This is a genomic window from Flavobacterium sp. KH_001, assembly GCF_057840745.1.
The window spans coordinates 4055933-4082697 of record NZ_CM174520.1; the positions used below are offsets into that span (position 1 = coordinate 4055933).

Below are 26765 nucleotides of genomic sequence, written 5' to 3' on the forward strand. Positions count from 1 at the left end.
CTTATAATTTACTGGGGCTTGACTTTAGTTCCAGATTCCAGGCTCTTTCGATTTCTTCTAAACTTTTTCCTTTTGTTTCAAACAATTTCTTTTTGGCATATACAAAAGAGAGAATACAGAAGAAAGAGAAAATAAAGAAGGTCGCCGCAATTCCCAATCCGTCTCTCAACATAGGAAACAACAGATTTACAATCCAATCAGAAACCCACATTGTCATGATACACATAGACAAAGCTGTTCCTCTAATATGTGTTGGGAATATTTCAGTTGAGATCACAAATTTTAATGGGCCAAGTGAAAAGGCAAAGAATAAAAGGAATAAAATGATGCTAAATAACATGAACCAGCCTGTTATATTCATCAGGAAACAAAAGCCGGTCAATGCCAATGCAAAAGCAGCGCATAAAGAACCTATTAGATACAAAGGCCTGCGCCCCCAGCTATCCACTTTAAAGATTGCTATAAAAGTAAAAAGCATATTTGCTGATCCTAATATTACCTGATAAAACAAGGCATCGCTGGTCACAATACCAGCCGATTTTAAAATAGTAGGTCCGTAAAAAATAACACCATTGATTCCGCTAAATTGTGACAAGGCCGTAAGTACAATAGCCAATGTCAACAATTTACGCAAAGGCAAACGCAGTAATTCTTTGTAACCTCCTGATTTTTGATTAGCCATTTCTTTTATAGAGTTCAACTCTAATTGTGCCGTTTCTGCTCCATTTATTTTGGTAAGAATACCTAAGGCTTCTTCATTTTTTCCAAATTGCACCAACCAACGCGGGCTTTCCGGAACTATCATTAACAACAGACAAAATGCTGTGGCCGGAATAACTCCAACAAGAAACATTCCGCGCCATACATTTTCGACAAACAACCAATGTAGCAGACCATCGCCATCTCCAGCGTGTGAAGAAGCATATCTTTGTAAAAACAAATTACTGATATAAGCAGCCAAAATTCCGATGGTAATGGCGAGTTGGTAAAACACTACCAATTGTCCGCGCTTATGCGAAGGAGCAACTTCAGAAATATAAAGCGGAGACACATTTGAGGCCACACCAACCCCCATACCTGCCAAAACACGAAACAAAATCAATATTGGATAAGCCTCTGAAAAGGCAAAACCAATGGCACTGATTAAAAATAATACGGCTGAGATAGCCAATACTTTTTTTCTTCCAATTTTATCACTGAGATAACCCGAAAAGCCAACACCTACAATACAGCCTAATAAAGCACAAGAAACAAATAATCCTTCCTGAGCAGATGATAATCCGTATTGTAATTTTAATGGTTCGATAATTCCGCTTACAACAGCCATATCAAAACCGAATAAAAAACCTCCCAACGCTGCTATAAGCGTTATGAGAAATATAAAATATTTTGTTCCTTTTGTTTTCATAATAGTTTTTGGTTCTTAATAGAGATCATTTTTAATAGTAATAGTAAAAGAGCAATAATGGTGGTTCATTTAATTTGTTGCTCTATGGTTTTTAACACCAGCTATCTTTTACATACGAAACCACTACAAATGCTTTTTTATCGCTTTTGTGATTGATTTTGTATTTTGGAATATTGGCCGGAATTACAAAAGTTTCAGCATATTTGAATATTTGAGTGTTTTCTCCTGCACTTACTTCGGCTATATCGCCTTCAACCAACATACAGATATGACATTGTCCAAGCGTTTCAATTTCAATTTCTCCTGTAAATTCGTAACGATCTACGGCGTAAAAATGTTCTTCATGAGTAGGTAAACTCACTTTTCTACCGTTTTGAAATTCTTTTACAACTTTTTGTTTTGAAATGAATTCTTCTACAATTCTTTCTCCTTTTCTGTCAAAATAAACATTCTTAAAACCATGCTCTAAGTTGATTGGACGTGGTTTTCCATCTAATCCCGGGCGAACCCAATCGTACATTTTGAAAGTAAAAATATAAGGGGTGCTGCTTATTTCCAGAACCATATTATTAATCCCAGAAGCATGAATAGTTCCGTTTGGAATCAGGAATAAATCGTGTTTTTTAGCTTTGTGTTTTAATACATATTTTTCAATATCAATCGCTTCTGATTTCTCTTGCGATTCGATTAAAGCATTTTTGAATTCTTCAGGATTGATATCCTCTGTAAATCCCAGATAAACATCGGCATCATCAGCGCAATCTAAAATATAATAGGTTTCATCCTGAGTAAATTTTTCGCCAAAATTGGCTGCGATATATTCCGGTCTCGGATGACATTGTACCGAAAGATTTCCTCCATCGAAAGTATCCAGATAGTCAAAACGAATTGGAAAGTCATTCCCAAAACGGGCTGCTGCTTTTCCTAACACTTTCTTGTTGTTCTGAAACATCAAAAAATCAAAAGAAACTTCCAATAAATGATTATTTCCTTCCAAGACAACTCCGTTCTCAGGTGTAATTAATTCAAACGACCAGGCATAATTTACTTCGCCCTGATTCAGATCCTTAATATGTTTCTTCATCCACTGACCACCCCAAACTCCGGCTTCAAACCAAGGACGGGCACGCAACGGACTTTCGAGCATTAAATCTAACGCGCTTCTAAAATCACTTCCCTGCATCCAGGTAATTTCATCGATACGTTGTTCATCTACAATAAGATCTATTTTTGGAAGTAAAGATGCTTTGTGTGTATTTAGAACCGGCCATTCAATAAAATACATTCTTTTATAAATTTGAGAATATGCCAAAGTATCTGTACAACCAATATTTTTGGTCGAACCTGCTCTCATTCTATATTGAATTTCATTTTTTGGGACATCTACATAAATCAATTTCCCTGTCCAATTGGCTAAAGACGCTCCTGTTCCGTAGAGAATACAAATATCAGCAGTAGTATCTGGTTGCAGTACATTAAATTTATCAATATCGAAAAAATCCGAAAGTTCACCTAAATATCTTTTACCAAAAACCGGATCATCTCCGTTTAGATTTGGCTTAATCATGGCTTCAATTTCTGAAGACGATTTCAAACAAGAATCGATATCATACCAAAGTACATTCAACTTTTTCCCTATTAAAACCGAGTTCAGGTGATTTCTAAAGTTTTCCCAAAGAACACCCCCAAAACCATCTATAATAACCGTTTTTTGTTTAGCAATAGCATTTCCTAAAGATTTAAATCCAACGAAAATTTCAGCATTAGACTTTAATGACGGGAAAACATTATATGCTGCATTGGCTTTTTCAACTGCATTGACAGGCAATAAAGGTTGTGTTGTTTTTCTTTTAGATTGAATTGTTTTTTCCATTTGTAACTTGTGCTTTTTTCCTGCAATAATTGTTGCTCCTTTCAAAATGCTTTGTTCAGCATTATCACAGAAAACAATATTTAATTTTATTTTTAATGCATTTAATTTTTCTGTCAAAGCCGGCATAAATAAAGCTTTGGCTCTTGAAATATTTCCTCCGATTACCAATTCTTCACAACCAAATTTTTCTAACCACGGAAAAAGAAACGTTCCCATATTAGTTCCAAAATTGATAAAAACGGCTTTCGAAATGTCATTATTTAAATCCGCAATTGCTTTTACTGACTGAATACTTTTACCAGAAATACGTTTGTATTCTGCTAAGAGCCAGCGAGTCGAAAAACACGCATCGGCAATGGTATCTAAAAAAGGCTGGTTGTAAAAAACACCCGTTTCCGGAATATCCAAATGACGTTTTACTAAATCTCCATCCACCATAAATGCCGATCCAAATCCGGTTCCCAAAGTCAGGAAAACGGTTTTATTGCTACTTAATTTGTGACGAAAATAGGTCCCTTCTGCAAAGCAATCTGCATCATTCGCAAAAATGAAAGGAACATCGTTTAAACCTGTGAAATTCTTCAGCGCTTGTTGGATATGGAGACCAAAAGTAGTTTCAAATTTTCCACCAACTCCCAAGATTTCGCTGACTCCTTTTTCATAATTAAATGGTCCTGGAAAAGCAATTCCAACTGCATCAATAGTATCTCCGTTGCTCAGAATTTCATTAATACAACTCGCAATTGCCGCAACAATAACGGTTGGTTTTTCTTCAGAATTGATTTCTTTTCTTGTCACTAACTGCGACTGTCTTTCGATATTATTATCTTCAATAAGACTTACCGTAACATGACTTCCTCCTACATCAATTCCTATTTTTTTCATTTTTTAAATGGTGCGTTTTATTTCTATCGTATACGTAAACCAGTCGTTACGATAATAACAAATGTTGTACTCAATTGGTTTTCTTGCGGTATCAAGCACTACCCTTTTTCTTTCCAGAACGGGTTGATCTTTTTCGATCTTCAAAACACCTGCGATACGTTTACTCGCCGCAATAGCTTTAAGTTCTTCTTGAGAATACACAGGAACCACATTGTATTTATTCCCCAGGATTTCATATAATGGAGTCTCAAAATTTTCATCAATTGAAAGCCCAATTCTTGGATGAAAATAAGATTCAAAATAAACCATCGGACTGTCGTCTATACTTCGGGTACGTTGTAAAAGCAGTACTTCATCTCCTTCATTAATTTGCAAATGCTTGGCTATTTTGGCCGTAGCCGGAACCATTTCCACCTGCAATGAAAGGTTTTTAAATTCCAGCCCCATATCTTCCATCTCATGAGTAAAACTCATCCAGTTGTTCAGATTGGTAGTAATTCTGCTTTGAGAAACTCTTGTTCCGGAACCTTTTTTTCTTACTAATAGTTTTTCATTTACCAAAATAGCAATTGCCTGACGCAGTGTATTTCGGGAAATCCCCCAACGTTTCGCCAAATCAACTTCTTTCGGAAATAACTCCCCATCCTTAAAATCGGGATGTTTGATTAGTTCACGTAATAATTCCTCCACTTGTTTGTGCAACGGAATTTTACTGTCGTGATCTAATAACGGTATTTTGTTCATATGTTCATACATATGACAAATGTAGTCGTTTTTTTTTACGAACAAAATTATTTCAAAAAAAATGTAACATACTGATTACTAAATATTTTTAGTAAATACTAATTTTCACTAAAACGATATAGCAAAATAACTGATTATCAACAGATGAGATAGAAATCAGTATATTTTTCTCAAAAAAGAAATAGTATGTTCCTATTACAATTCAAAAAATTTCTATCTTAGCTTACTATAAAACCATCTCACAATCAATTGCATTTCCCAATTATTTAATACTCAAAACTTAATAATCCAGCTTTTTTATTTGGTTTTCTATTAAATCGATTTAGTAAAATTGCTTATACGCTTAAACAACCTAAACCATAACATGAAGAAAATTTTATTTACATTCCTTGCCTTTTGTCTCATCTCTTTGACTTTTGCTCAGAAAACGACTAAAGCAATTAAAGTTACGTATCAAAGAAGTTCTAATGGGAAAATAATCCCAAATCAGGATCCACTGTTTTTATTTGCTTCTAAAGATCTGAGTTTGATCACAACAGATAAAATCATTCAACAAAAAGCAAACTTTCCTTTTGAGCAGACTTTTGTAGCTTTTGATTCTAAAACCATTTCGCAATTAGCTAATCTAAAAGATGGAAAATCAATCCTGAATCACGACAAAGAAGTCTTGGGAAAACAAAAATTTGAATTCACAGATGAAACCAAAAAAATCCTGAATTTCACCTGCAAAAAAGCGGTAACTACCGTAAACTCCAATAAAATCGAAATTTGGTATACCAACGAATTGGGGTTAAAAGGCGGCCCAAGTGTTCTGGGTCAGGATCTAGGTTTAGTTTTGGAAACCATCCGTAACGGGAACAGTTCTATGACAGCTACTAAAATTGAGAATTTAAAAACGATACCGGCAATTTTAACCCTGCCAAAGGTTTCTGAAGTCGATCAATTGACCTATAAAGATCTTTTATGGAAAAGCCGATTTGTGAACATATCAGTTTTCAATAAAGAACAAATTCATTTTGTATCTGATGCAAAATCAAATGACAGTATTTTTAGATACGCAAGCGGGACCGTAATTGTTCGAAAAGTAAAATTCCCTGAAATAAAAAAAGGAAGTTCTGTATATGTTGATGTAACCCAACAATCTAATGGCGATGCGTACGACAGAACTGGATCCGTTTTTATGATTCCGATGGATAAGAAAAGTTCGTTTTTGGACGGATTAAAAAACGGAGTTAACACATTACCTATTTATGAAAATGGAAATGGTAAAAAATATCAGGGCGTTGTAGCAACGTCAGAATACACGCCTTTGCTGGAATTGATGCGTTTCTTTACTCCTTTTGGTGTCAAGCATTTCAACTATTTACAGCAAAAAAATAAGGTTTGGCAGGATAGCGTTTTCTATCGTCAGGAAATTTCATTATTACAGCCAAAACTGAGTAATCAGGAAGTCTATATCGGAATGTTTATTGGGAATTATGATGCAGGCGGACACAAAGCCAGTTTGAACATTTCGATTCACCAAGGTGAGGACAACAATCCTAAAGGTGATTTTATTTTACCGCTTTTCAACACGCTCAATGTTATGGAAATGGCAGGACAAGATTACGCCACCATGTTTGATAATGAAAAAGGATTAGAAGTGACTTTTGAAGTACCGGAAGGTTATAAAAACTTTAAATTAAGTTATACTACAACCGGTCACGGAGGCTGGGAGAATGGTGATGAATTTCTACAGAAAAAGAACACTATTCTTATCGACGGGAAAGAAGTTTTTGGATTTACGCCATGGCGAACCGATTGTGGTTCGTACCGATTGAGTAATCCGGCTTCGGGGAATTTTGGCAGCGGATTATCTTCATCCGATTTAAGCCGTTCCAACTGGTGCCCGGGAACTACAACCAATCCAAATCTTATTGATTTAGGAAATCTTTCACCGGGAAAACACACGATTCGTGTATCAATTCCACTTGGTAAACCAGAAGGAACAAGTAGCAGCGCCTGGAATGTATCCGGATTTTTGATTGGAGAAAGGTAATTGATAATTAAATTTAGATAATATAGACTTAGTATTTAAGGCTTTATATTTTTAAATTTCAAAAACGATTAAAACGTTACTATCAAACCACCTAACTTTAAAAAAACATGAAAAAAACCACACTTTTCCTGCTGTTCTTCTCGATGAGTTGCCTAACAATGTTAGCACAAACCTACACTCCCACTGAAGGAAATCTAAAAAACAGAAAAGAATTTCAGGATGATAAATTCGGAATGTTCATTCACTTTGGTCCTTATAGTGTTCTTGGCCATGGAGAATGGGTCATGAACAATGAAAACATCAAAGTAACACAATACGGAAGACTGATTAATGTTTTTAACCCTCAGGATTTTGATGCCAAAAAATGGGTTGGCACTGCTAAAGCGGCCGGAATGAAATACATCACTTTTACTACACGTCACCATGACGGTTTCAGTAATTTTGACACCAAATTATCCGATTGGAAAATCACAAATACACATTTCAAAAGAGATCTATTAAAAGAACTGGCTGACGAATGTCATAAAGAAGGAATCAAATTATTTTGTTATTATTCTCTTTTAGACTGGACAAGAACCGATTATCAATACGAAACGGGTAAAACGGGAAAAGGAACAGGAAGAACTATCAAAAGTGATTGGGAAAGTTACATTAGATTCATGAAAGGGCAATTAACGGAGATACTTACCAATTACGGAGAAATCGGCGGAATTTGGTTTGACGGACATTGGGATCAATTGGATAACGATACGGATAAAACATTATCATCCAAGGTAAACTGGCATTATGATGAAATTTACAAATTGATTCACTCTCTTCAGCCTAACTGTCTGATTTCAAACAATCATCATCTTTTACCGATACAAGGAGAAGATTTTCAAGCCTTTGAAAAAGATTTACCAGGAGGAAACACAACTGGATTTGGAGGACAATCTGTTTCTCAATTGCCTTTGGAGACGTGTGAAACCATGAACAATTCGTGGGGTTTTGATATCAACGACAGAAAATACAAATCGACTAAAGATTTACTGCATTATATGATAAATGCTGCAAGTCTGAATGCTAATTTTCTTTTGAATGTCGGGCCGATGGCAGACGGAACAATTCAACCTGAATTTGTCACAACTTTGAAAGAAATGGGAGTTTGGATGGACAAAAACGGAAAAAGTATTTACGGAACAAGAGGCAATGTAATGCCACAGCAAGATTGGGGTGTGTTTACTGCGAAAGACAAAACCTGGTTTGCACACATTATAAAAACACCAAAGCAAGCCGAATACATTTTTATTCCTGAGATGAAACAAAAAATTAAAAAATGTTATTTGATGGACAGTAAAAAAGAACTAAAATTCAAACAACAACCCGAAGGAGCTTTTGTGTACCTGGATGGCACCAAAATCGATGCAATCGATACGATAATCGAAATGCAAATACAATAAATTTAACAGCCCATAAGATTCCAAACCTTATGGGTTTCTATTTTATTTCAATAAATTAATGATTAATTACATGTTTAAAAAAACTCTTTTCCTCTCTGTTGTAGCTTTTATTGCCACTGAAAAGGGAACCGCGCAATCAACATTTTCATCTGAAACATTTCTGAAACACGATACTTATTTAGCTTCAGATAAATTAGAAGGGCGTCTTGCCGGAACAAAAGGCAATAACGAAGCGGCGGCTTACATCAGGAAATATTTTAAAAAATATGGCTTGAAAAAATTTAACGACAACTATTATCAGCCTTTTAAAATCTTCATAAAACCCGATATCAACAAAATGAAATCAGATAGCGTATCAACTCAAAACGTTGTAGGATATATTGAAGGTTCTGATGAAAATCTAAAAAAAGAATATATCGTAATTGGAGCACATTATGATCATTGGGGCTGGGGCGGAAAAGGTTCCGGCAGCAAGAAAAAAGATACTCTTGCGATTCATAATGGAGCCGATGATAATGCTTCGGGAGTTTCGGCTCTTTTATCTATTTTAGAAGAGTTTCATCACAATAAAACAGCACCTAAAAGAAGTATTATTTTTGTTTCCTTTAGTGCGGAAGAAGAAGGTTTATTAGGATCTAAGTATTTTGTCAACCATCTTCCTGTAGAAAAAAATGCGGTAAAAGTAATGATCAACATGGATATGGTGGGTCGGTTAAACGATAAAAAAGAGCTTTATATGGGCGGTGCTGGAACTTTTCCGGGTGGTGTCGAACTGATGAAAAAACTAGGTGAAGGCAGCGGGCTAAATCCAATTGTTTTTGCCGGAGATGTAGGCGGTTCTGATCACGTTACTTTTTATAAAAATAACATTTCAGCCATTGGATTACATACAGGAGGACATCCTCAATATCATACACCTGAAGATGATACTGCTTTAATTAACAGCGAAGGAGGCATTTTAGTGAGCAAATACATTTACAATGCTTTAAGTGCAATTGCTAATTACGATCAACCGCTAACTTTTATCAAGCAAAATTAAAAAGATAAAATTTTGGATAAAAGCCATTCTTAGCTCTCTGGAGCAATCGTCAACAAAAAACAGCACAGAATCTTTAAAACAAAAAATCGGCGAACTGCAGTGAAACAAACAGCAAATTCGTCGATTTTTTTCTACTTTATAGTTTTTAATATTTAGAAAATATCTTATTACTAGCGAATAAAGTTTCAATCTCTGCCCTATTGCCAATTGTCATTGCTATTTACATTGAAATTGCCATTGCCATTGACGTTTGACATTGATATTGATATTGATATTGATATTGATATTTGACATTAATAAAGAAACCCCATCGTCTGGAAATTTCCTGACTTTGGGGTTTCTTACTAATAACAAAATATTAATCTATAAGGAGCTTATTTTACGTCCCAGAAAATTTTTGTACTTAAATTATCTTTGTCTTTAACAGCATTATAGTTATTTGCATTATAAACACTTTCAGAACTTGGGTATGTCCAACGCGTTGGAGGTGTTTTTTGAGGGCTTGTTTCATCTTGCGCGAAATTAAGCGCAGGAAGTTTCAACCTTCTTTGCTCAGACCAAGATTCGTCAGCCTGCATAATGTTATAATGAATATACTTTTGAAAAGCGATCAATTGTAATTGAGCAGCTGGAGTTGTAGCACCTGCAAAATTAACATTAGCAATATAAGCATCAATTTCAGCAGCAGTTGGTTCTGTAGCAGGTTTATAAGTTAATAAATCTGCCTTATCACCTAATCTTACATAATATTGAATAGATTGTCTGATTGCTTTTTCGAAATGTGTTTTAGCTGAAGCTGCATTTCCACTTCTTGAATAGTATTCCGCAAGAATAAGGTTTACTTCTGCAGCATTTATCAATGTACCTGGTAACCAATCGTTTTGACTGATTACTGATCTATTGTAGATAGCAATTTCACCATCGGCTATTTCTTTATCTTGAACTGTAGAAGTCGTTAATGGATCTACTCCTACGTAATCTGTTGCGTTTGCACCTTTTTCAAACAACCATGCCTGACGAGGATCACTGTTGGCATTCATGTGATCAATCATAGGTTTTGGAGCAAGGTTATTATTCCAACCTTCCAAAGCATCCCAGAAACCTGAAGTATCTAAATCTGTATCCTGAGTATATACTCTGAAAGCAATATCTTCTGAACTTTCATCCACAATTTTTCCTTCAGCAATAATTTCAGCGATTTCTGTATTTGCTCTTCCCGAAAAAGTCGGAACAGCAGAAACTCTATTTAACAACTTCAAACGTAAAGAGTTACAATAATTCTTCCAAGCTACAAGACTACCTTTGTTGATCAGATCCTGATTTTTGAACTCTAAATTTGTTTTATCAGACAAAGTAATAGTATTCAATTCTGTAGAAAAAGCTTTCAAATTATCTAACATCATCGTGTAAAGCTCTGTCTGATTATCGTACTTAGCCAATGCAAGTGCATAAGCACCTCCAGTTGAACTAATTTTTCCTGCTTCAGAGAAAGGGATATCACCAAAGTTATCAATCATTTTTGCAGTATGATCATACAAATAGATCGTAGACGTAATTGTATAGATTCTACTATCTTTTTGATCTTCAGTAGATAAGGAAGCCATTACTTTTTCCAACTCTCTGTATTGAGTAATGAATCTGTAATATCTATCCCATCTGTTAGTTACTGCTGCTCCCGGAACATAACGGTTAGACACATTAGTAAATCCGTGTCCTTGAGTATAAGTCAATGAAGTTGTTCTTATTACAGTAAAATAATTCCAATATGATGGAATTACGTCCTCATAGTTAACTTTCATAAATCCGGCAAATTGTTTAGGCACTGTTGTAGTTGTTACCTTTGACGGATCTCTATATGCTTCTGCAAAATCATCTTTCGAACAAGAGCTCAAAGAAATTGCGACTGAAGCTAATGATATATATAATAATTTTCTCATGTTGTCTATTTTAATTATAATTTATCCTATTAGAAAGATGCTCTCAATACTACTCCATAACTTCTAGTAGAAGGAGTTATTCCTGAGTTGTTCACGTTTTGAGCCCACTGTGTTCCTGAAGTTGTTGCCTCTGAATCCATATCCTTAATTGTTCTGTAGATATAAAACAAATTACGTCCAAAGAAAGAAAGACTCAACTTAGTAGCTCCAATTTTGCTAGCATAAGATGATGGTACATTATACATAAGTGATAATTCTCTTAATTTAACATAGTCGTTCTTTTGAATATACAACTCATAACGAGAAACACTATCATATTGAGGACCTCCCCAGTTGTAAGTCACAACATAATAACCTGCCTGAGAAACTACGTTTGTATTTGGAGTTCCATCAACATTTACACCATCCATTAACATACCATCACGGAATAATGGTTGCCCTCCTGGTCCTGCAGTTGCACTATTTGGAACCTGAACACCTTTTCCATTATCCATGTAATATGTTAAACCACCGCGCTCATTTGTACTGTAGTTTAATGATTCTTCTGTTAATCCTCTAGATGTCATCCAGTTCATCCCTGTTGGCATCAAAGAACCACCGTAAGAGTAATCAATACCAATATCTAATGTGAAGTTTTTATAAGTCAAAGAGTTGATTAAACCTCCAACACCTTTAGCCATAGCTGATCCGTATTTTTCCCATTTGTCTCCATCAAGCTGATAAAATCCATCAGCACCAACCACTTTATTACCGTTAGCATCAGTTTTGATAGGGTGTGCATAAATACCTCCCATTTCTTCCCCTACCACTGATTTTAATTGAGCAGCAGATCCATCATAGTCAGCATGCAAAATCTCGTTAGAACCATCTGATAATGAAATCACTTTATTAATGTTTTTAGCCCAGTTCAAAGTCACATCCCAAGAGAAACTATCTGTTCTAACAGGTGTACCAGTCAAAGCAACCTCAAATCCTTTGTTACTTAATTCACCAACATTAGTTAAAATAGAAGTAGCTCCTGAACTAGCTGGTAAAGTCAATCCAATAATCTGATCTTTAATTTTTGCTGTATAGAAAGAGAAATCCAATCCTAATCTTCTGTCTAAGAATTTAGTTTCAAAACCAAGTTCTATTTCATGCTTCATCTCAGGTTTAATTCCTTCATTTCCATATGCAGCTTGTGAAGTCGTTGTCAATACAGGACTTGTTGTTCCTTGTGACCCTAAAGAAACCTGATCGAATGCAACGTTGGCAAGAAATGCTCCTGGATAAGATCCTACGATACCCCAAGAACCACGCATTTTTGCGTAATTAATGAAATCTGGTAATGTAACAGCTTCTGATAAAATGAAACTAGAGTTTACAGAAGGATAAGTAAAAGCATTATTATTCGGATTCATTGTTGAAGTACGGTCTCTTCTTAATGTACCTTCAAGGAACAAATAGTTTTTATAACTTCCACTTACAGTTCCAAAAAGTGCATCTTTAAGTATTGTAAATTGTTTAGAGCCACTATTAGCTAATCCAACAGAAGAATTTACATCATACCAACCTTCCACACTTAAACCACCATTAGTAGAACGAGACAAATATTTAGATGTTTCCTGTGTTCCAGAATAACCAAATAATGCACCAACAGTGAAATCATCATTTAATTTTTTGTTGTATGTCGCTATTAATTCACCATAAAGAACATTATAGTCTTGACCTTCCATTTGATAAGATCCTGTTCCAAAACCGTAAATTAAAGGTCTTTCTAATGGATTTTTCGTTTCTGTGTTTATAGCGGTTAAATCAGTCGAAACACGGCCACGTACAGACAAATCGTTTGTAATTGAAAGTGTTTCAGTAACACTAGCTATAATACGATTTGTAATCTCCTCTTGTTGATTTGCATTTGTATTCCAAAAGAAATCACCAATATCAGCTTTGAAACCATTACGAATAATATTTTCATCCGGAGTTAAACTTTGTCCATTTACTCCTGTAACATATTTATAACCTAAACTTGTTTTGTATTTTGCTCTGTACCAATCGCCATTATCAAAAGGGCTAAGCATACCTGTAAAGTTATTTACTAAACGATCTAAAGCAAATGAACGATTACGTATGTTCTGATTCAAATAACTAACAACAACATCTGTTTTCAACTTACCTGTCTTGAATGATGCATTTAAGTTGAAGTTATTCTTTTTGTTATTATTATTCATACTCAAACCTTCAGATTCGATATGAGTATAAGAGAAACGAATACTGCTGTTATCAGTATTGTTTGTAAGAGCAAAGTTTGTAGTTGCATCCCATGCATTTTGGAACATGTTTTTGTAACCGTCTCTCTGAGCAGAATACGGACGCACTACACCATCCCATGTCATAATTGGTTTTCCATCAAACCAAGGACCAAAGTTTACAGAACTGTTCGCAACTCCTCTCATATCATTAACTCCATCGCCATTTGTATCATATTGCACAAAACCGTCTGGTCCAGCCCAGTTTGGATTAAAATTACCATTAGAATAACCTTGACCTCTTTCGTACTGAAATCTTGGCAAATAAGCAATTTGATTTCCTGAGTAACTAGTGCTAAAATCGACACCTAAACCTTTTTTTCCTTTTCCTGATTTAGTAGTAATCAATACTACCCCATTTACAGCTTCAGAACCATATAAAGCAGCTGCAGAAGCTCCTTTTAAGATCGAAATATTTTCAACATCTTCAGGGTTGATATCTGCTAAACCGTTGCTTTTAATACGAGGCTGATTCCAGTAATCACTGTTAGAAACCTCACCATTACGAATAGGCACACCATCCATAACAATAAGTGGCTGGTTTCTACCTGTAATCGAGTTAATTCCACGAATCTGGATATTAATTGCTCCCGCTCCACCCGGAGTTGACGTAATACGTACACCTGGTGCTTTACCATATAATGAGTTGGCAATTGTAGGAGATGCTGTTTTAACAATGGCATCTGCTTTAATTACACTCGTAGCATAACCAATCGATTTGTTCTTTTTAGATTGCCCCAATGCAGTAACCGTAACACCATCAAGTTCGTTGGTACCACTTGCTAATCTGACTTTCATTCCATCAGTAGCTTTTAATTCTGATGTTTTGTAACCTATTGAACTTACAATAAGAGTAGCTCCTTCTCTTACAGAGATTGAAAATGCTCCGTTCTCGTCTGTAATCGTTTCTACTTTTGTTCCTTTTTCTCTAACAATCGCTGATGGAACGGGTGCATTAGTATTGTCTGTAATTACCCCAGAGATTGTTGTGTTTTGGGCTTTCGCATTTTGAAAGCACAATACCATTAGAAAAACTAACAGCGATTCATATAACAGTTTTCTCATAATTAATATTAGTTTGGTTTGGTTTTTAAATTTTGTTTAAATTGAAAGATTTCCGATTTCTAAAAAATATTGAATACTAAAACCTTTAATTTCAAATTACCGATTTCTCCTTATCAGAATTTGGTAATAATTCCCTTGATTAATACTCTGTTTTTTTTTACATCATAAGCTTCTTGTTTGTTTAATAATTTGTTTCCGTTTTCTTAGTCATTTTTTGAATTTATTTTTCAACGCTTGCAACTATAACGTTTTAGTTTTTTGGTTTTAAAAAAAGATTTCGTGGATCATTAAAGACGATTATCTAATTAATTTACACTACTTTTTCTGACTTTTTAATTGATTTTTTCTAGCCAATAATTTAAAAAACTTCTTCTACTTTATCGTTCAGAATGAATAAAACGATTGACTACTTCATTTGTTATCTAAGAGCTTTTTTTTGATAGTAAATACTTTTAAAAAACGTTAACTTTTTCTTAAACATTCGTTAATTATTATTAGCAAATATATACCTAATAAATCAATTTACAAAAACGTTTTAGTGATTTTTTTTAATCCTTCTTTTAATTTTAACATTTTAAACAAATATTTGAATTAAAAAAAGTCAATAGTTTGTAAATGAATTACATATATTTTTTTAACTTAACTACATTTCTTATTAAATAAACAATAATAGTACATAATTGAATATTAATCAGACCCATAATAAGGACAGAATAAAACTGTTAAAATTATGATTTATTTAACATAAATTTTATTCTATTAAAAAAATCTTATAACACAGGATAATCACCCCATTTATTTTTTTTTCAACTAAAATTATTCTAGTTTTTCTAACTAAAGAATCTAACCACAGTAACCATTTTTTTTTCTCTTATTTTATCTTTTTTAGCAGCACTTGGAAATAAAGTATTTTCTTATATTTATTTTCTCGTAACACTTTAAAAAAGTACAAAACAGATAATCTGTTATCTTAAAATTAATTCACCCCATTATAAACGCTTATTCTGTCACCGTAAGAACTTCTCTCAATCGAATATCTCTCGACGAAGCGCCTATCATAATTCTAAAATCGCCCGGTTCAACTACCCATTTCATATCCTGATTTAACATTTGTAACGTTTCTTTGTTAATGTCAAATGCAATTTCTTTTGATTCTCCTGCTTTAAGTGAAATTCTCTGAAAACCTTTCAGTTGTTTGATTGGCTGCGCAATTGATGCTAAAACATCTCTTACGTAAAACTGAACTACTTCATCCCCATCAACTTTACTGGTGTTTTTTATAGTACAATACACTTTTGTAGTTTCTGATTTTCCTATTTGTTTTTTATCAAATCTTAAATTGTTGTATTCAAAAGTTGAATAACTCAGTCCGTATCCAAAAGGAAATAAAGGTGCACCGTTCAAATTAGTATAATCATCGGAACGACCTGTTGGTTTGTGATTGTAAACCAGTGGTAATTGTCCTTCAAAAACAGGGAAAGTAATAGGTAAACGACCTGCAGGATTTTTATCTCCAAACAAAATATTCGCTACAGCATTACCTCCATCTTCGCCAGGATACCAAACATCCAAAATCGATGGTACATTGTCAATCCATTTGTCCATCGTGATGGCACTTCCTCCAACCAAAATCACTACAATCGGTTTTCCTGTTGCGGCAACTGCATTTATTAATTCTTCCTGATGTCCTAACAAACCTAAATAAGCTCTGTCATTAAATTCTCCTTCTTCGATTCCTGCAGCGATTACAGCTACATCTGATTTTTTAGCTGCAGCTACAGCTTCATCAATTTTGTGCTGCCAATCGTTATTTACGTCAACATTCCAAACCAATTTGAATTTAGCATAACCCTGCGATTCGAAAAATTCCACTTTGATATCGTATTCTTTGTCTTTTTCAAAATTGAAATTCACTAATTTTGTTGAATAAGTTTGGCTTTTCCAATTATCAATAATTAGTTTTCCGTTTAAATACAAGCGATAACCATCATTCCCTTCAAAACCTATTTTATAAGATCCTGTTACCGGAGATTTGATTTTTCCGCTCCATTTAGCCGAATAAAAATCGTAGTTGATTTTTGCCTGATCCGGAGAATATAATGTCCAGTCAAAATTGATTGTCTTATCTAATCTTGTTACAACCGGACTTCCACTTAGTTGTACATTATTGAAATATTCTCCTGTTAATCCATTTATTGATTTTCCGTTTTCAATGCTAAATAAATTAGCTGATGGTACAACAGTATAATCTGTACTTTTTCTTGCACAACCTTCAGCCAGATTAATCACAACAGATTTTCCTAACTTCGCTTTGATTCCTTCCAGGATACTTATTTTTCCGTTACCGGGACCACTGTAACCACCCAAACGTGCTTCGGTAATATCATTTCCTATTAAAGCAATTGATTGAATTGATTTTTTAAGAGGCAAAACATTGTTTTCATTTTTCAATAAGACGATTCCTTTTTCGGCTGCTTCTCTTGACAATAATTTGTGAAGCGGATTTCCGTTCCATTTGTTTGTCTCTTTTTCGTCAGCGTAGGGATTCTCAAACAATCCCAATTCGAATTTCAATCTCAAAACTCTCGCTACAGATTCGTCAATATTTTTCATATCAATTCTTCCGTCCAAAAATGGCGGTTGAAATAATTTATAATGATCAAAGGCGGTTTGAAAAATCACATCTAAACCATTATTTATGGCGTTGGCACTTGATTCAGGATAATCTTTTGCTGTATAATGCAGTACATTTCCGCCGCCAACAGCATTCGCATCTGAAATAATGAATCCTTTAAAATTCATTTCTCCTTTCAGTTTTTTATTCAACAACCAGTCATTGGCTGTACACGGACTTCCGTTTAAAGAATTGTATGAAGTCATAACACTTCTACTTCCTCCTTCACCAAAGCAAGCACGAAAAGGCGGAAGCTGATATTCTTCTAAATAACGTTCGTTGTAATCAATTGGGTAACTATCACGTCCACCGTCTCCGCTATTCGCAAGGAAATGTTTAGGCGTTGTAATCACACCTCTTTCCTCAAAAGAGGACACATAGGCCACTCCCATTTTTGAAGAAAGAAAAGGATCTTCACCATAGGTTTCTTCTACTCTTCCCCAACGAACATCAGAAGCAAGATTGACAACCGGCGACAAAATCTGGCGAATTCCACGGCTTTTAGATTCCATCGCAATAGCAGTTGAAACTCTTTTAACCAAAGCCGGATCAAATGTTGCTGCCAATGAAATAGACTGAGGAAATGCGGTTGCTCCATCACGTACCAGTCCGTGTAAAGCTTCATCAAAAGCAATAATCGGAATACCGAGACGCGTTTTCTCTACAAAATATTTTTGAATTTTATTAATCAGTTTTACTGTTTCCTTTGCATTACTTGCTGCGCTGTAATCTAAAATTTGATTGCTTGCATCAGTACTTCCTTTGGCACTTACCTGAAAACCAAAAATGCCATTTTTATAATTTTCTGCCCCATCAGATAAATCACCAGGAATCATGAACATTTGCCAAAATTTTTCCTCAACCGTCATTCTGGACAATAAATCCTGAACGCGGTCTTCAACGGGTAATTTTGGGTTTTTATATTTTGGAGTACTTTGAGAAAACAAGGCTTGAACTCCAAAAAATAAAGCTATTGCAAATGCTTTTTTGTTCATAATTGTATTATTGAAATACCACTAAGGCATGAATTATAATCTGTTATTTTAATGAATATTAGTTAGTTAAAAAACCGCCGTGACCTCTGTACAATTTAATTGGCGCATCTAAAGTAACTTTGATACAAGTCACATATTTGTCGTCAGCGGTTTCCGGCAAATCAATGTAAACTAATCCAGGAACGGCACTCCATGAAATTTTACCCACCACTTTATGAGTCAATTTTACATTGGATCCCAAAACTGTAATATCCTGAATTTTGTTATCAAGTCCTTTCAACATCAATTGTCCCGAAGTTTTTCCGTGAACAAACAAGTAAAGTGTTTTTGAATCTTTAGAAAGAGTCGTTGGTCCGTAGAAATGTCCTAACGGAATTCCCGGAATAGTTCCAAAAATACCTTCGCCATTTCTTCTGTTCCAGTCACCCAATTCCTTCAATGTAGAAACAACTGTTTCCGGATAAGTTCCATCAGGTTTTGGCCCGATGTCTAATAATAAATTTCCTCCGTTTGAAACCGCATCAACAAAAATCGTAATGATTTCATAAGGTGTTTTCCAGTTGGTATCGCTCACACGGTACCCCCAGTTTTCATTCATCGTCATACACAATTCCCACCATTTATAAGCGGGACGAACTACCGGGAAATTCTGTTCCGGAGTATCATAATCTCCATACCCTTGTAAGCGTCCGTTGATAATGGTATTCGGATTTCTGTCCAACATCATTTTGCGTGTTTTCTCTGCTTGCCATTCTTCAGCACTGTGCTCCCAGTCTCCATCAAACCACCATAAATCAGGATTGTACCAATCTGAAATTTCCTTGATTTGTCCCTGGAAGAATTTTTGAAAACGTTCCCAACGTGCTGGTTCTTTTTTAATATCATAACGTGCTTTGTCTTTCAAAAATCCCGGATAATCATTGTGTGTCCAATCGATTAAGGAGAAATAAGCACCACATTTAATATCTCTTTTTCGTAATTCTTCGAAAAAAGGCTTAACCATATCTTTTTTAGCCGGAGTGGTTTTTACCGAACTCAGTTTACCCAATTTGGTATCGTACATCGCCACACCATCATGATGTTTAGTTGTAATTACGGCATATTTTGCACCCGAATCTTTGATCATTTCTGCCCAGGCAGCAGCATCGTAATTACTCAAAGTGTAACTTTTTTGTTGTTTCATATAATCTTCAACAGAAATTTTTCCATTGTGAAAACTCCAGGATTCAGAAACATCGGCAACGGAATAAATTCCGGCGTGAATAAAGATTCCTAGTTTTGCGTCTTCAAACCATTTCATTTTTGGAGCAATATCCGCTGCAGCAATTTTATTCTGTGCTGTTCCGGTAATAGTTGTTCCGACAACTAAAGCAGTTAAGATTATTTTTTTTATCATTTTATTTTTTTTATTTATTTAATTCTGATTGTTGTGGCAGCAGCTTGTAATCCTTCACTTTCAGCTTTCACAGTAAATTGTCCTTTTTCACCTTTTTTAGCTTTTACAATTACTAAAACTTTTCCGTTATAAGCTGGTCTTCCAGAACTTTGAAAGGGAACAAAACTCGTTGCATCTCCGTTGTCCGTTGCTACAATTTCTCCCGCTCCTTCAATTGAAAATTTAACTAAAGGATTAGAACGAGGAACCATCAATCCTTCATTATCTGAAATATCAACTGTTATAAAAACCAAATCAACATCGTCTGCCAATACTGCTGTTCTATCTGCAGCCATTTTAATTTTTGTTGCAGCTCCTGTAGTTTTAACTACATCAGTTGCCCATTTTTTTCCTTTTTTATAACAAACTACTTTTAATTCTCCTGGAGTATAAACTACATCTTCCCACATCAAACGGAAATCTTTTCCTGCTTCCATTTTCTTTCTTCCAAGGCTTTTTCCGTTAAGAAATAATTCTCCCTCATCTCCCGAAGTGTAAACATGTACCGGAACCACTTGTCCAACACGTTCGCTCCAGTTCCAGTGTGGAAGAATATGAGCTGTTGGAACATCTGGTCTCCAATGTGATTTATAACTGTAATAACGATCTTTCGGGAAACCGGCTAAATCGATAATTCCGAAATAACTACTTCTTGAAGGCGGATTGCTTTTTTGTAATTCTGCCAATTTTGCTTCTAATTCTGCCTGTTTGGAAGGATCCGTTCTAAAATTCAATAAATTGGTTTCATCTGAATTATAGGGAGTTGGTTCACCTAAATAATCAAAACCGGTCCAAACATATTCTCCCAATAAATGTGGGTATTTTGCATTGGTACGAAATTGTGTATCCGGCGAACAGCCCCAGCCCGGAAATGCATCATCATAAGAGGAAATTTGCCAGCTCGTTTTGTTGTATTTATCATCAAAGAAATATTCTCCGCGTGAACTTACGGTTGATGCTGTTTCACTTCCTATTGTTGGCTTTTTCTCATATCTTGGATCAACATCCCATTTTGGCTGTTGGTCAAAGAAATAGTTTACTCCCATAAGATCCAGGGCAACAACAGCTCCTGAACTTCTTCCTCCATCAGGATCATTATATCCGTTTGAAACCGGGCGTGTTGGGTCTTCCCTGCGCATTATATCTGCTAATTCTTTTGTCAATTTCACATTTTGCTGATCCGGAACTTCATTTCCAATGGACCAGATAAATACGGAAGGATTGTTTCTGTCTCTATGAGTTAAAGCAATTAAATCTTTATCATGCCATTCATCAAAAATCAAATTATAGTCTGATTTTTTCTTTCCTATTTTCCACGCATCAAAAGCTTCATCCCAAACTAAAAATCCCATTTTATCAGCCAGTTCCAATAATTCAGGAGCTGGTGGATTATGAGAAGTACGCAAAGAGTTACAACCCATTTCTTTCAACATAACCAATTGTCTTTTCAAGGCCGAAGTATTGATTGCAGCCCCCAAAGCACCTAAATCGTGATGATTACAGGTTCCGAAGATTTCAACTCTTTTTCCATTCAAAAGAAAACCGTTTCTTGGCGTAAATTCAATTGTACGAACACCAAAAGGAGTGTTATAAGTATCAACCACTTTTCCGTCAACACTTACTTTAGTTTGTGCTACATAACGATTAGGCGTTTTTAAATCCCACAATTTAGGATTATTTACAACCGTATGCGTTTCCGCTTCTTCAGTTCCATTTGCCTTGATTTCCAGTGTTGAAGTAATTAAAGAACCTACTTTTGCTTTTGGTGTATCATTAATATCCATTTCGTATAAGTCAGTTGTAATAACTGCTTTTACCGATTTATCTGTTGCATTATCAACCTTAACCATTACTCTGATATCGGCAGCATCTTTTCTAATATTTGGAGTGGTTATATAAGTCCCCCAATGTCCAACATGAACCGGATTCGTTTTTACCAACCAAACATGACGGTAGATTCCTGCTCCAGGATACCAACGTGAATCCCAGTTCTCTGTATCTAAACGAACGGCTAAAATATTTTCTTGCCCGAATTTTAAAAAGGGAGTCAAATTCATGCGGAAAGAATTATAACCGTAAGGCCAGGTTCCAACATATTTCCCATTTAAATAAATTTTAGCATTTGCCATCGCTCCGTCAAAGTCAATAAAAATTTGTTTTCCTGAATCTGAAGCCGGAACCGTAAAATGTTTTCTATACCAACCAATTCCTTTCCATGGTAATTTTCCCGTTTCTCCTCTTAATTCAATTCTAAAAGGCCCTTTGATCGCCCAATCGTGCGGTACGTTTAATTTCTCCCAATTGGCTTCATTTACTGAAACGGCTTCTAAATTTTCAGGTTCGTCTTTAACCAATCCGTCAGCCTGAGACCCAAATCGGGAAAAAAGCCAATTATCATCAAAGGATTGAGTGTCAATAGAACCCATTCTTTTTATTGTAGTATGCTGCGAAAAAACAGATAATCCCATCATCAAACAGAGTAGTAGCAAAAGGCTCTTGTTTAGTGAAAACATCTTTTTATTCATTTTGGTTAGGTTTAATAATTTTGGTTAGGTTTCTAGTAAAGCGAGGCGTTTTATTTATGCAAATTCAAATCTTTATATTCGTTTTAATTTATCGGTTTTCAGCTGGTATTAAAATGTTTTGTTTTTGGTAAAATTGATATTAATAGAGGAAGACATATTTCTTAAAACAAAAACAAACATTATTTAACGCTAAATCTAAACAAATTTGATTTTTCGCAAAACTATTTTAGACGGACGACATATAAACGAAGATAAACATCAAAAAAAATCACAAAAAACACTTTTATTATAAATTTCAGTTTTGACAAACTTTATCGCATAGTGCTACATTATCATATCCAATTTTGGCTTGATTAGTTTTATTTAATATTTTTTGGTAGAGAAGTATTCTGATGTTTATTGGTATTCCTTAAAAATAAATTTAACAGATTTCCCAATTCGAATGGCTTTTATGCTATTTGAATACTTTTAATTTTCCATAAAAACCGAAGTATTCAAATAGCAATTTATTATAAGTTACAAGGAACGATCTAAATGTGTGTAACCACCATCCACATAAATCAACTGGCCTGTAGTATGGCTTGATTTATCAGACAATAAGAATACTGCCATATTGGCGATTTCTTCGGCAGTTGTCATTCTGTTTTCTAATGGAATTTTAGCTGTGATTTCTTTTAATTTTTGCTGTGGATTTTCAAGTGTATTAATCCAGGTTTCGTATAATGGGGTATAACATTCAGCCACAATAACTGAATTTACACGTATTCCGTATTTCAATAATTCTACTGCCCATTCGCGGGTTAAAGCATTACGTCCACCGTTTGATGCTGCATAAGCTGACGTATTTCCTTGTCCCGTATCAGCAGTTTTTGAACCAATATTTACAATTGCACCTTTAGTTTTTTTCAATTCTGGCAAAGCGTGTTGCGCCATCAAATAATAGTGCACCAAATTTTTATGAATCGACGCAACAAACTTTTCGTAATCGCCGCTTTCTAAACCTACACCATCGTTTACACCGGCATTGTTGATTAATCCGTCAATGCGGCCACAGAGCTCCACTACCTGATCGACTGCACTTTTACAAGCTTCCGGATTTGTTAACTCGGCCACAACAGACAGTGCCTTTCCTCCTTCGGCTTCAATTTCTTTTACAGCGATTTGATTATCTGCCTCGACTCTTCCTATTATTACAGGAATAGCACCTTCAGCAGCCAAAACTTTACAAATACCAAGTCCAATACCTTTTGCGCCACCGGTTACGATAATTATTTTGTCAGTAAGATTAAGATTCATTTGTTTATTATTTTGGTTGAATAGTTAGTAGTTTTTATTAGAAAGTAACTTATTCCAATTGATAAAATTGTATAGCATTACTGCTCCAGAATTTATCCTGATCTGCTTTCGAAAATTTCGAAAAATAGTGTTCTGTAATATCACAAGATTCTGAATACGAAGCTGCAAGCAAACAAACGGGCCAGTCACTGCCAAACATCAGGCGATCAATTCCAAAAACTTCTGTAATCACATCTAAGCAATATACAAAGTCTGTTTCATTCCAATTGTTCCAGTCTGCTTCGGTCACTAAACCTGAGACCTTACACATTACGTTTGGGAATTTTGCAATAGCTCTAATACCTTTTTCCCATTCTGTAAATTCTTTATTTTTAAAGTCTGGTTTTGCCAAATGATCTATAACGAATTTTTGCTCTGGAAATTTTGCTGCCAATTTGGCCGCATTTTCCAAATGTTTTGGAAAAATCAAAATGTCATATGTGAAATTGTATTTTGCCAATTTCGAAATTCCATTTTGAAAACTTTCCTGCAGCATAAAATTAATATCCGCTTCTGCCTGAACGATATGTCTAAAGCCTTTCAGTTTTTCATATTTACTGTATTCGTTCAAACGCGCTTCAATATTTTCAGCACGCAAATCAACCCAACCGACAACGCCTTTTATAAAATCATTTTCTTTTGATAAATCCAAAAGAAAACGTGTTTCCTCTTCGCTCTGATCAGCCTGAACCGCCACGCAGCCCGCAAACCGATTTTCAAACAGCAAAGGCTTTAAATCAGCAGGTAAAAAATCCTTCCTGATCACTTCCATTTCTTCATTAATCCAGGCTTCTTTTACAGGATTATATTTCCAAAAATGTTGGTGGCTATCTATTTTCATGCAAGTCGAATATTTTTTCCATCATCATCCATTTTTCACCTTCTTTTGCTCCTGGTAATGCTTTTTGATATTTCCACATCAATTCTTCCCATTTTTGCACCACAGCATTACTGGCATCCATCTCCCCTTTTCTTTCAAAAGTAAAAGTTTCATTGGCCTCAATAATCATGAACAATCTATTCCCAACGCAATAAATATCAAGATTTTCAATGCCTGCACTAACAATACTTTCTGTAATTTCAGGCCAGATTTTTTCATGATACTTTTTGTATTCCGCAATTAAAACGGGATCATCATTTAAATCTAATGCGAGACAATATTTTTGAGTTATCATATTATATTAATTAAAATTGAAGGTTAGAAACCTAAAATTAGACATTATCATTTACAAAATCATTCAAGCTAAAGATCGAATTATTAACTGGCCACTTTAATAACCACTCCAGCTTTTTTTGCCAGCTCTGCTCTTAAAGATTTTGGTATTGTGACAGCAATTCCTCCAGAAACATTTTTGTGGCTTAATTTTATTTTACCGTCTAAGAGCGTAACATTTAGTTTTCCTTTTAAATTGTTTTTAATAATGATTTCAGCCGGTATTTCTTTTTCATTTGCTTTTGGAAGATAAATTCCGAAAACCGTTTTTTCACCTTTTGAAGTATAATACAAATTACCTTCGGAGTAAGGAACAATTGGTTTCGTAGCATAAATTGCTTCTCCATTAATATCAAGCCATTTTCCAACTTCGGCTAAAGCCTGCTCAATTTTCGGTTCAAAATTTCCTTTACCATCAGGGCCAACACCAAGCAGTAAATTTCCACCTTTGGCCACAATTCCGGTTAATAACTGAATCACTTCTGTTCCGGATTTGTATTTATCATTTGGCACCCATCCCCAATCATTTCCAAGTGTCACACAGCTTTCCCATGGCACCGGAATTGGTTTTTCCAACACTTTTCGTTCAGGAGTAAGATAATCTTCGTATTCGCCCGGAACCCAACGATCAACAACTATAAGACCCGGCTGCTTTTTACGCGCCGTTTCTGCAATTTGTTTCATATTAATATCCAGATTCTGGCGTCCTTTTTTTTCTGAAGGACGAACCCATCCTCCATCAAGCCATAAAACATCTACTTTTCCATAATTAGTTGTCAATTCATCCAACTGATTTTGAGTGTATTTTACGAAGTTCTGCCATCTTTCAGGATACGTTTTAATATCATAGTTTGGATTCCTGTCTTTCGGCGGATAGTATTTCCACCAAAAATCCTGCGAAGTCCAGTCTGGTTTTGAGAAGTAGATTCCAACTGATAATCCTTCTTTTCTTGAAGCATCCAAAACATTTTTCAATACATCCGGTTTTGGATTTTTAGCATTTGGCAAATTCGGATTTGTAATTTTGAAATCTGTAAATTTTGAATCATACATACAGAATCCATCATGATGTTTTGAAGTAAAAATCAAATATTTCACTCCGGCGTTTTTGAACATTTTTGCCCATTTTTCCGAATCAAGTTGTGTTGGATTCAGACTAAATCTTGCACCGCGATAATCGGAAGCAAAAGAATCATAATCATCATAACCGTTGCGTGTTACCCAATCTTCAGGCGCTAGTCCCCACGATTCACAGATCCCTAATTGACTGTATAATCCCATATGAATCAGGACACCAAATTTATAATCCTGCCACTTAGCCAGATTATCTTTTACCGCCTGATCTTTTGGACCAATATAAGTATCACCAGGTATTTTTTCATTTTCCACCATAACATCGCCTTGTGCGTGAGATAAAACTCCTATCGCAAAACAGCAAGCTGTGAAAACTAATTTTATTCTGCTTCTCATATTATATATTTTTATTTTCTATAAAAGATTATCTCTTAAAAAGTAACCTAAAAATGGATTGGTCTAAAAAATTTACTCTATCTACTAAAACGTTTTAAGTTTTCGAACACAGTATTTTTGATATAATCTCAAAAAAATAAAATTATTGCATTATTAAGTTTTATTTTAGCTCAAAATTATCATTAATTAAGCATTTATTATCTTTATAATTAATTCAATAAAAAAGCCGAAAAAAGCTACGCATTTCAGAAATAAATTATTGATTAAAAAAAAATATTTCATTTATGGAATAAAAATGCAAAACGTAACTCTGCTATTTGTACCAAAACAAACCAGATTTATTAAAAGTGAAGTTGTACTTCTGTATGGAAACAAGACAGAAACATCTTAGACCTTAAAAAA

At 34.9% G+C, this 26765-nt stretch carries 15 protein-coding genes; 3 read left to right on the forward strand and 12 right to left on the reverse strand.

The features are described 5' to 3' along the window. Position 1: 1 nt before the first annotated feature. The 3 genes from AC3ITQ_RS17475 to AC3ITQ_RS17485 form a co-directional block, all read right to left on the reverse strand. A complete protein-coding gene (locus AC3ITQ_RS17475) occupies positions 2-1408 on the reverse strand; it encodes a sugar porter family MFS transporter (RefSeq protein ID WP_489235416.1) in 1407 nt (468 codons plus the stop codon). 91 nt (positions 1409-1499) lie between these two features. Beyond that, positions 1500-4166, reverse strand: coding sequence for an ROK family protein (locus AC3ITQ_RS17480; protein ID WP_489235417.1), 2667 nt, complete (start codon positions 4164-4166; stop codon positions 1500-1502). A gap of 3 nt (positions 4167-4169) precedes the next feature. After that, complete coding sequence (locus AC3ITQ_RS17485) at positions 4170-4910, reverse strand: GntR family transcriptional regulator (RefSeq protein ID WP_489235418.1); 741 nt, start codon at positions 4908-4910, stop codon at positions 4170-4172. A 364-nt stretch (positions 4911-5274) separates the two neighbouring features. Here AC3ITQ_RS17485 and AC3ITQ_RS17490 point away from each other — a divergent pair, with 364 nt between their 5' ends. The 3 genes from AC3ITQ_RS17490 to AC3ITQ_RS17500 all read left to right on the forward strand — a co-directional run bounded on the left by AC3ITQ_RS17490 (position 5275) and on the right by AC3ITQ_RS17500 (position 9426). Continuing rightward, entirely contained in the window at positions 5275-6948 is a 1674-nt protein-coding gene (locus AC3ITQ_RS17490; protein ID WP_489235419.1) for a GLPGLI family protein, read from the forward strand. 107 nt (positions 6949-7055) lie between these two features. Further along, complete coding sequence (locus tag AC3ITQ_RS17495; RefSeq protein WP_489235420.1) at positions 7056-8387, forward strand: alpha-L-fucosidase; 1332 nt, start codon at positions 7056-7058, stop codon at positions 8385-8387. 70 nt (positions 8388-8457) lie between these two features. Further along, complete coding sequence (locus AC3ITQ_RS17500) at positions 8458-9426, forward strand: M20/M25/M40 family metallo-hydrolase (protein WP_489235421.1); 969 nt, start codon at positions 8458-8460, stop codon at positions 9424-9426. A gap of 374 nt (positions 9427-9800) precedes the next feature. Here AC3ITQ_RS17500 and AC3ITQ_RS17505 read toward each other — a convergent pair whose 3' ends face one another. The 9 genes from AC3ITQ_RS17505 to AC3ITQ_RS17545 all read right to left on the reverse strand — a co-directional run bounded on the left by AC3ITQ_RS17505 (position 9801) and on the right by AC3ITQ_RS17545 (position 26363). Further along, the gene (locus tag AC3ITQ_RS17505; RefSeq protein WP_489235422.1) at positions 9801-11363 is read right to left on the reverse strand and encodes a SusD/RagB family nutrient-binding outer membrane lipoprotein; all 1563 of its coding nucleotides are present in this window, start codon (positions 11361-11363) and stop codon (positions 9801-9803) included. 29 nt (positions 11364-11392) lie between these two features. After that, positions 11393-14716 carry a SusC/RagA family TonB-linked outer membrane protein gene (locus AC3ITQ_RS17510; RefSeq protein WP_489235423.1) on the reverse strand — a complete coding sequence of 1108 codons (3324 nt, stop codon included), beginning with the start codon at positions 14714-14716 and terminating at the stop codon, positions 11393-11395. Positions 14717-15715: 999 nt separating this feature from the next. Continuing rightward, positions 15716-18385 carry a glycoside hydrolase family 3 C-terminal domain-containing protein gene (locus AC3ITQ_RS17515; protein ID WP_489235424.1) on the reverse strand — a complete coding sequence of 890 codons (2670 nt, stop codon included), beginning with the start codon at positions 18383-18385 and terminating at the stop codon, positions 15716-15718. Between the two features lie 58 nt (positions 18386-18443). After that, positions 18444-19781 carry an alpha-L-fucosidase gene (locus tag AC3ITQ_RS17520; protein WP_489235426.1) on the reverse strand — a complete coding sequence of 446 codons (1338 nt, stop codon included), beginning with the start codon at positions 19779-19781 and terminating at the stop codon, positions 18444-18446. A 14-nt stretch (positions 19782-19795) separates the two neighbouring features. Then, the gene (gene galB, locus AC3ITQ_RS17525; RefSeq protein WP_489235427.1) at positions 19796-22309 is read right to left on the reverse strand and encodes a beta-galactosidase GalB; all 2514 of its coding nucleotides are present in this window, start codon (positions 22307-22309) and stop codon (positions 19796-19798) included. A 552-nt stretch (positions 22310-22861) separates the two neighbouring features. Then, positions 22862-23641, reverse strand: a complete 780-nt coding sequence (locus tag AC3ITQ_RS17530; RefSeq protein WP_489235428.1) for an L-fucose dehydrogenase — start codon at positions 23639-23641, stop codon at positions 22862-22864. A 49-nt stretch (positions 23642-23690) separates the two neighbouring features. Further along, the gene (locus AC3ITQ_RS17535; RefSeq protein ID WP_489235429.1) at positions 23691-24521 is read right to left on the reverse strand and encodes an amidohydrolase family protein; all 831 of its coding nucleotides are present in this window, start codon (positions 24519-24521) and stop codon (positions 23691-23693) included. Then, positions 24508-24855: an L-rhamnose mutarotase gene (locus AC3ITQ_RS17540; RefSeq protein WP_375032267.1), complete on the reverse strand. Its 348-nt coding sequence runs from the start codon at positions 24853-24855 to the stop codon at positions 24508-24510. Before AC3ITQ_RS17540 ends, AC3ITQ_RS17535 begins: the two co-directional genes overlap by 14 nt. Before the next feature lie 83 nt (positions 24856-24938). Next, positions 24939-26363: an alpha-L-fucosidase gene (locus AC3ITQ_RS17545; RefSeq protein WP_489235430.1), complete on the reverse strand. Its 1425-nt coding sequence runs from the start codon at positions 26361-26363 to the stop codon at positions 24939-24941. Between the last annotated feature and the right edge of the window lie 402 nt (positions 26364-26765).

What these genes read in the sequence shown, in the direction of transcription:
- AC3ITQ_RS17485 (WP_489235418.1), bottom strand. Translation starts at nt 4,910, where the DNA reads ATGAACAAAATACCGTTATTAGATCACGACAGTAAAATTCCGTTGCAC.
- AC3ITQ_RS17480 (WP_489235417.1), bottom strand. Translation starts at nt 4,166, where the DNA reads ATGAAAAAAATAGGAATTGATGTAGGAGGAAGTCATGTTACGGTAAGT.
- AC3ITQ_RS17500 (WP_489235421.1), top strand. Translation starts at nt 8,458, where the DNA reads ATGTTTAAAAAAACTCTTTTCCTCTCTGTTGTAGCTTTTATTGCCACT.
- AC3ITQ_RS17520 (WP_489235426.1), bottom strand. Translation starts at nt 19,781, where the DNA reads ATGATAAAAAAAATAATCTTAACTGCTTTAGTTGTCGGAACAACTATT.
- AC3ITQ_RS17475 (WP_489235416.1), bottom strand. Translation starts at nt 1,408, where the DNA reads ATGAAAACAAAAGGAACAAAATATTTTATATTTCTCATAACGCTTATA.
- AC3ITQ_RS17495 (WP_489235420.1), top strand. Translation starts at nt 7,056, where the DNA reads ATGAAAAAAACCACACTTTTCCTGCTGTTCTTCTCGATGAGTTGCCTA.
- AC3ITQ_RS17535 (WP_489235429.1), bottom strand. Translation starts at nt 24,521, where the DNA reads ATGAAAATAGATAGCCACCAACATTTTTGGAAATATAATCCTGTAAAA.
- AC3ITQ_RS17540 (WP_375032267.1), bottom strand. Translation starts at nt 24,855, where the DNA reads ATGATAACTCAAAAATATTGTCTCGCATTAGATTTAAATGATGATCCC.
- AC3ITQ_RS17490 (WP_489235419.1), top strand. Translation starts at nt 5,275, where the DNA reads ATGAAGAAAATTTTATTTACATTCCTTGCCTTTTGTCTCATCTCTTTG.
- AC3ITQ_RS17515 (WP_489235424.1), bottom strand. Translation starts at nt 18,385, where the DNA reads ATGAACAAAAAAGCATTTGCAATAGCTTTATTTTTTGGAGTTCAAGCC.
- AC3ITQ_RS17545 (WP_489235430.1), bottom strand. Translation starts at nt 26,363, where the DNA reads ATGAGAAGCAGAATAAAATTAGTTTTCACAGCTTGCTGTTTTGCGATA.
- AC3ITQ_RS17510 (WP_489235423.1), bottom strand. Translation starts at nt 14,716, where the DNA reads ATGAGAAAACTGTTATATGAATCGCTGTTAGTTTTTCTAATGGTATTG.
- AC3ITQ_RS17505 (WP_489235422.1), bottom strand. Translation starts at nt 11,363, where the DNA reads ATGAGAAAATTATTATATATATCATTAGCTTCAGTCGCAATTTCTTTG.
- AC3ITQ_RS17530 (WP_489235428.1), bottom strand. Translation starts at nt 23,641, where the DNA reads ATGAATCTTAATCTTACTGACAAAATAATTATCGTAACCGGTGGCGCA.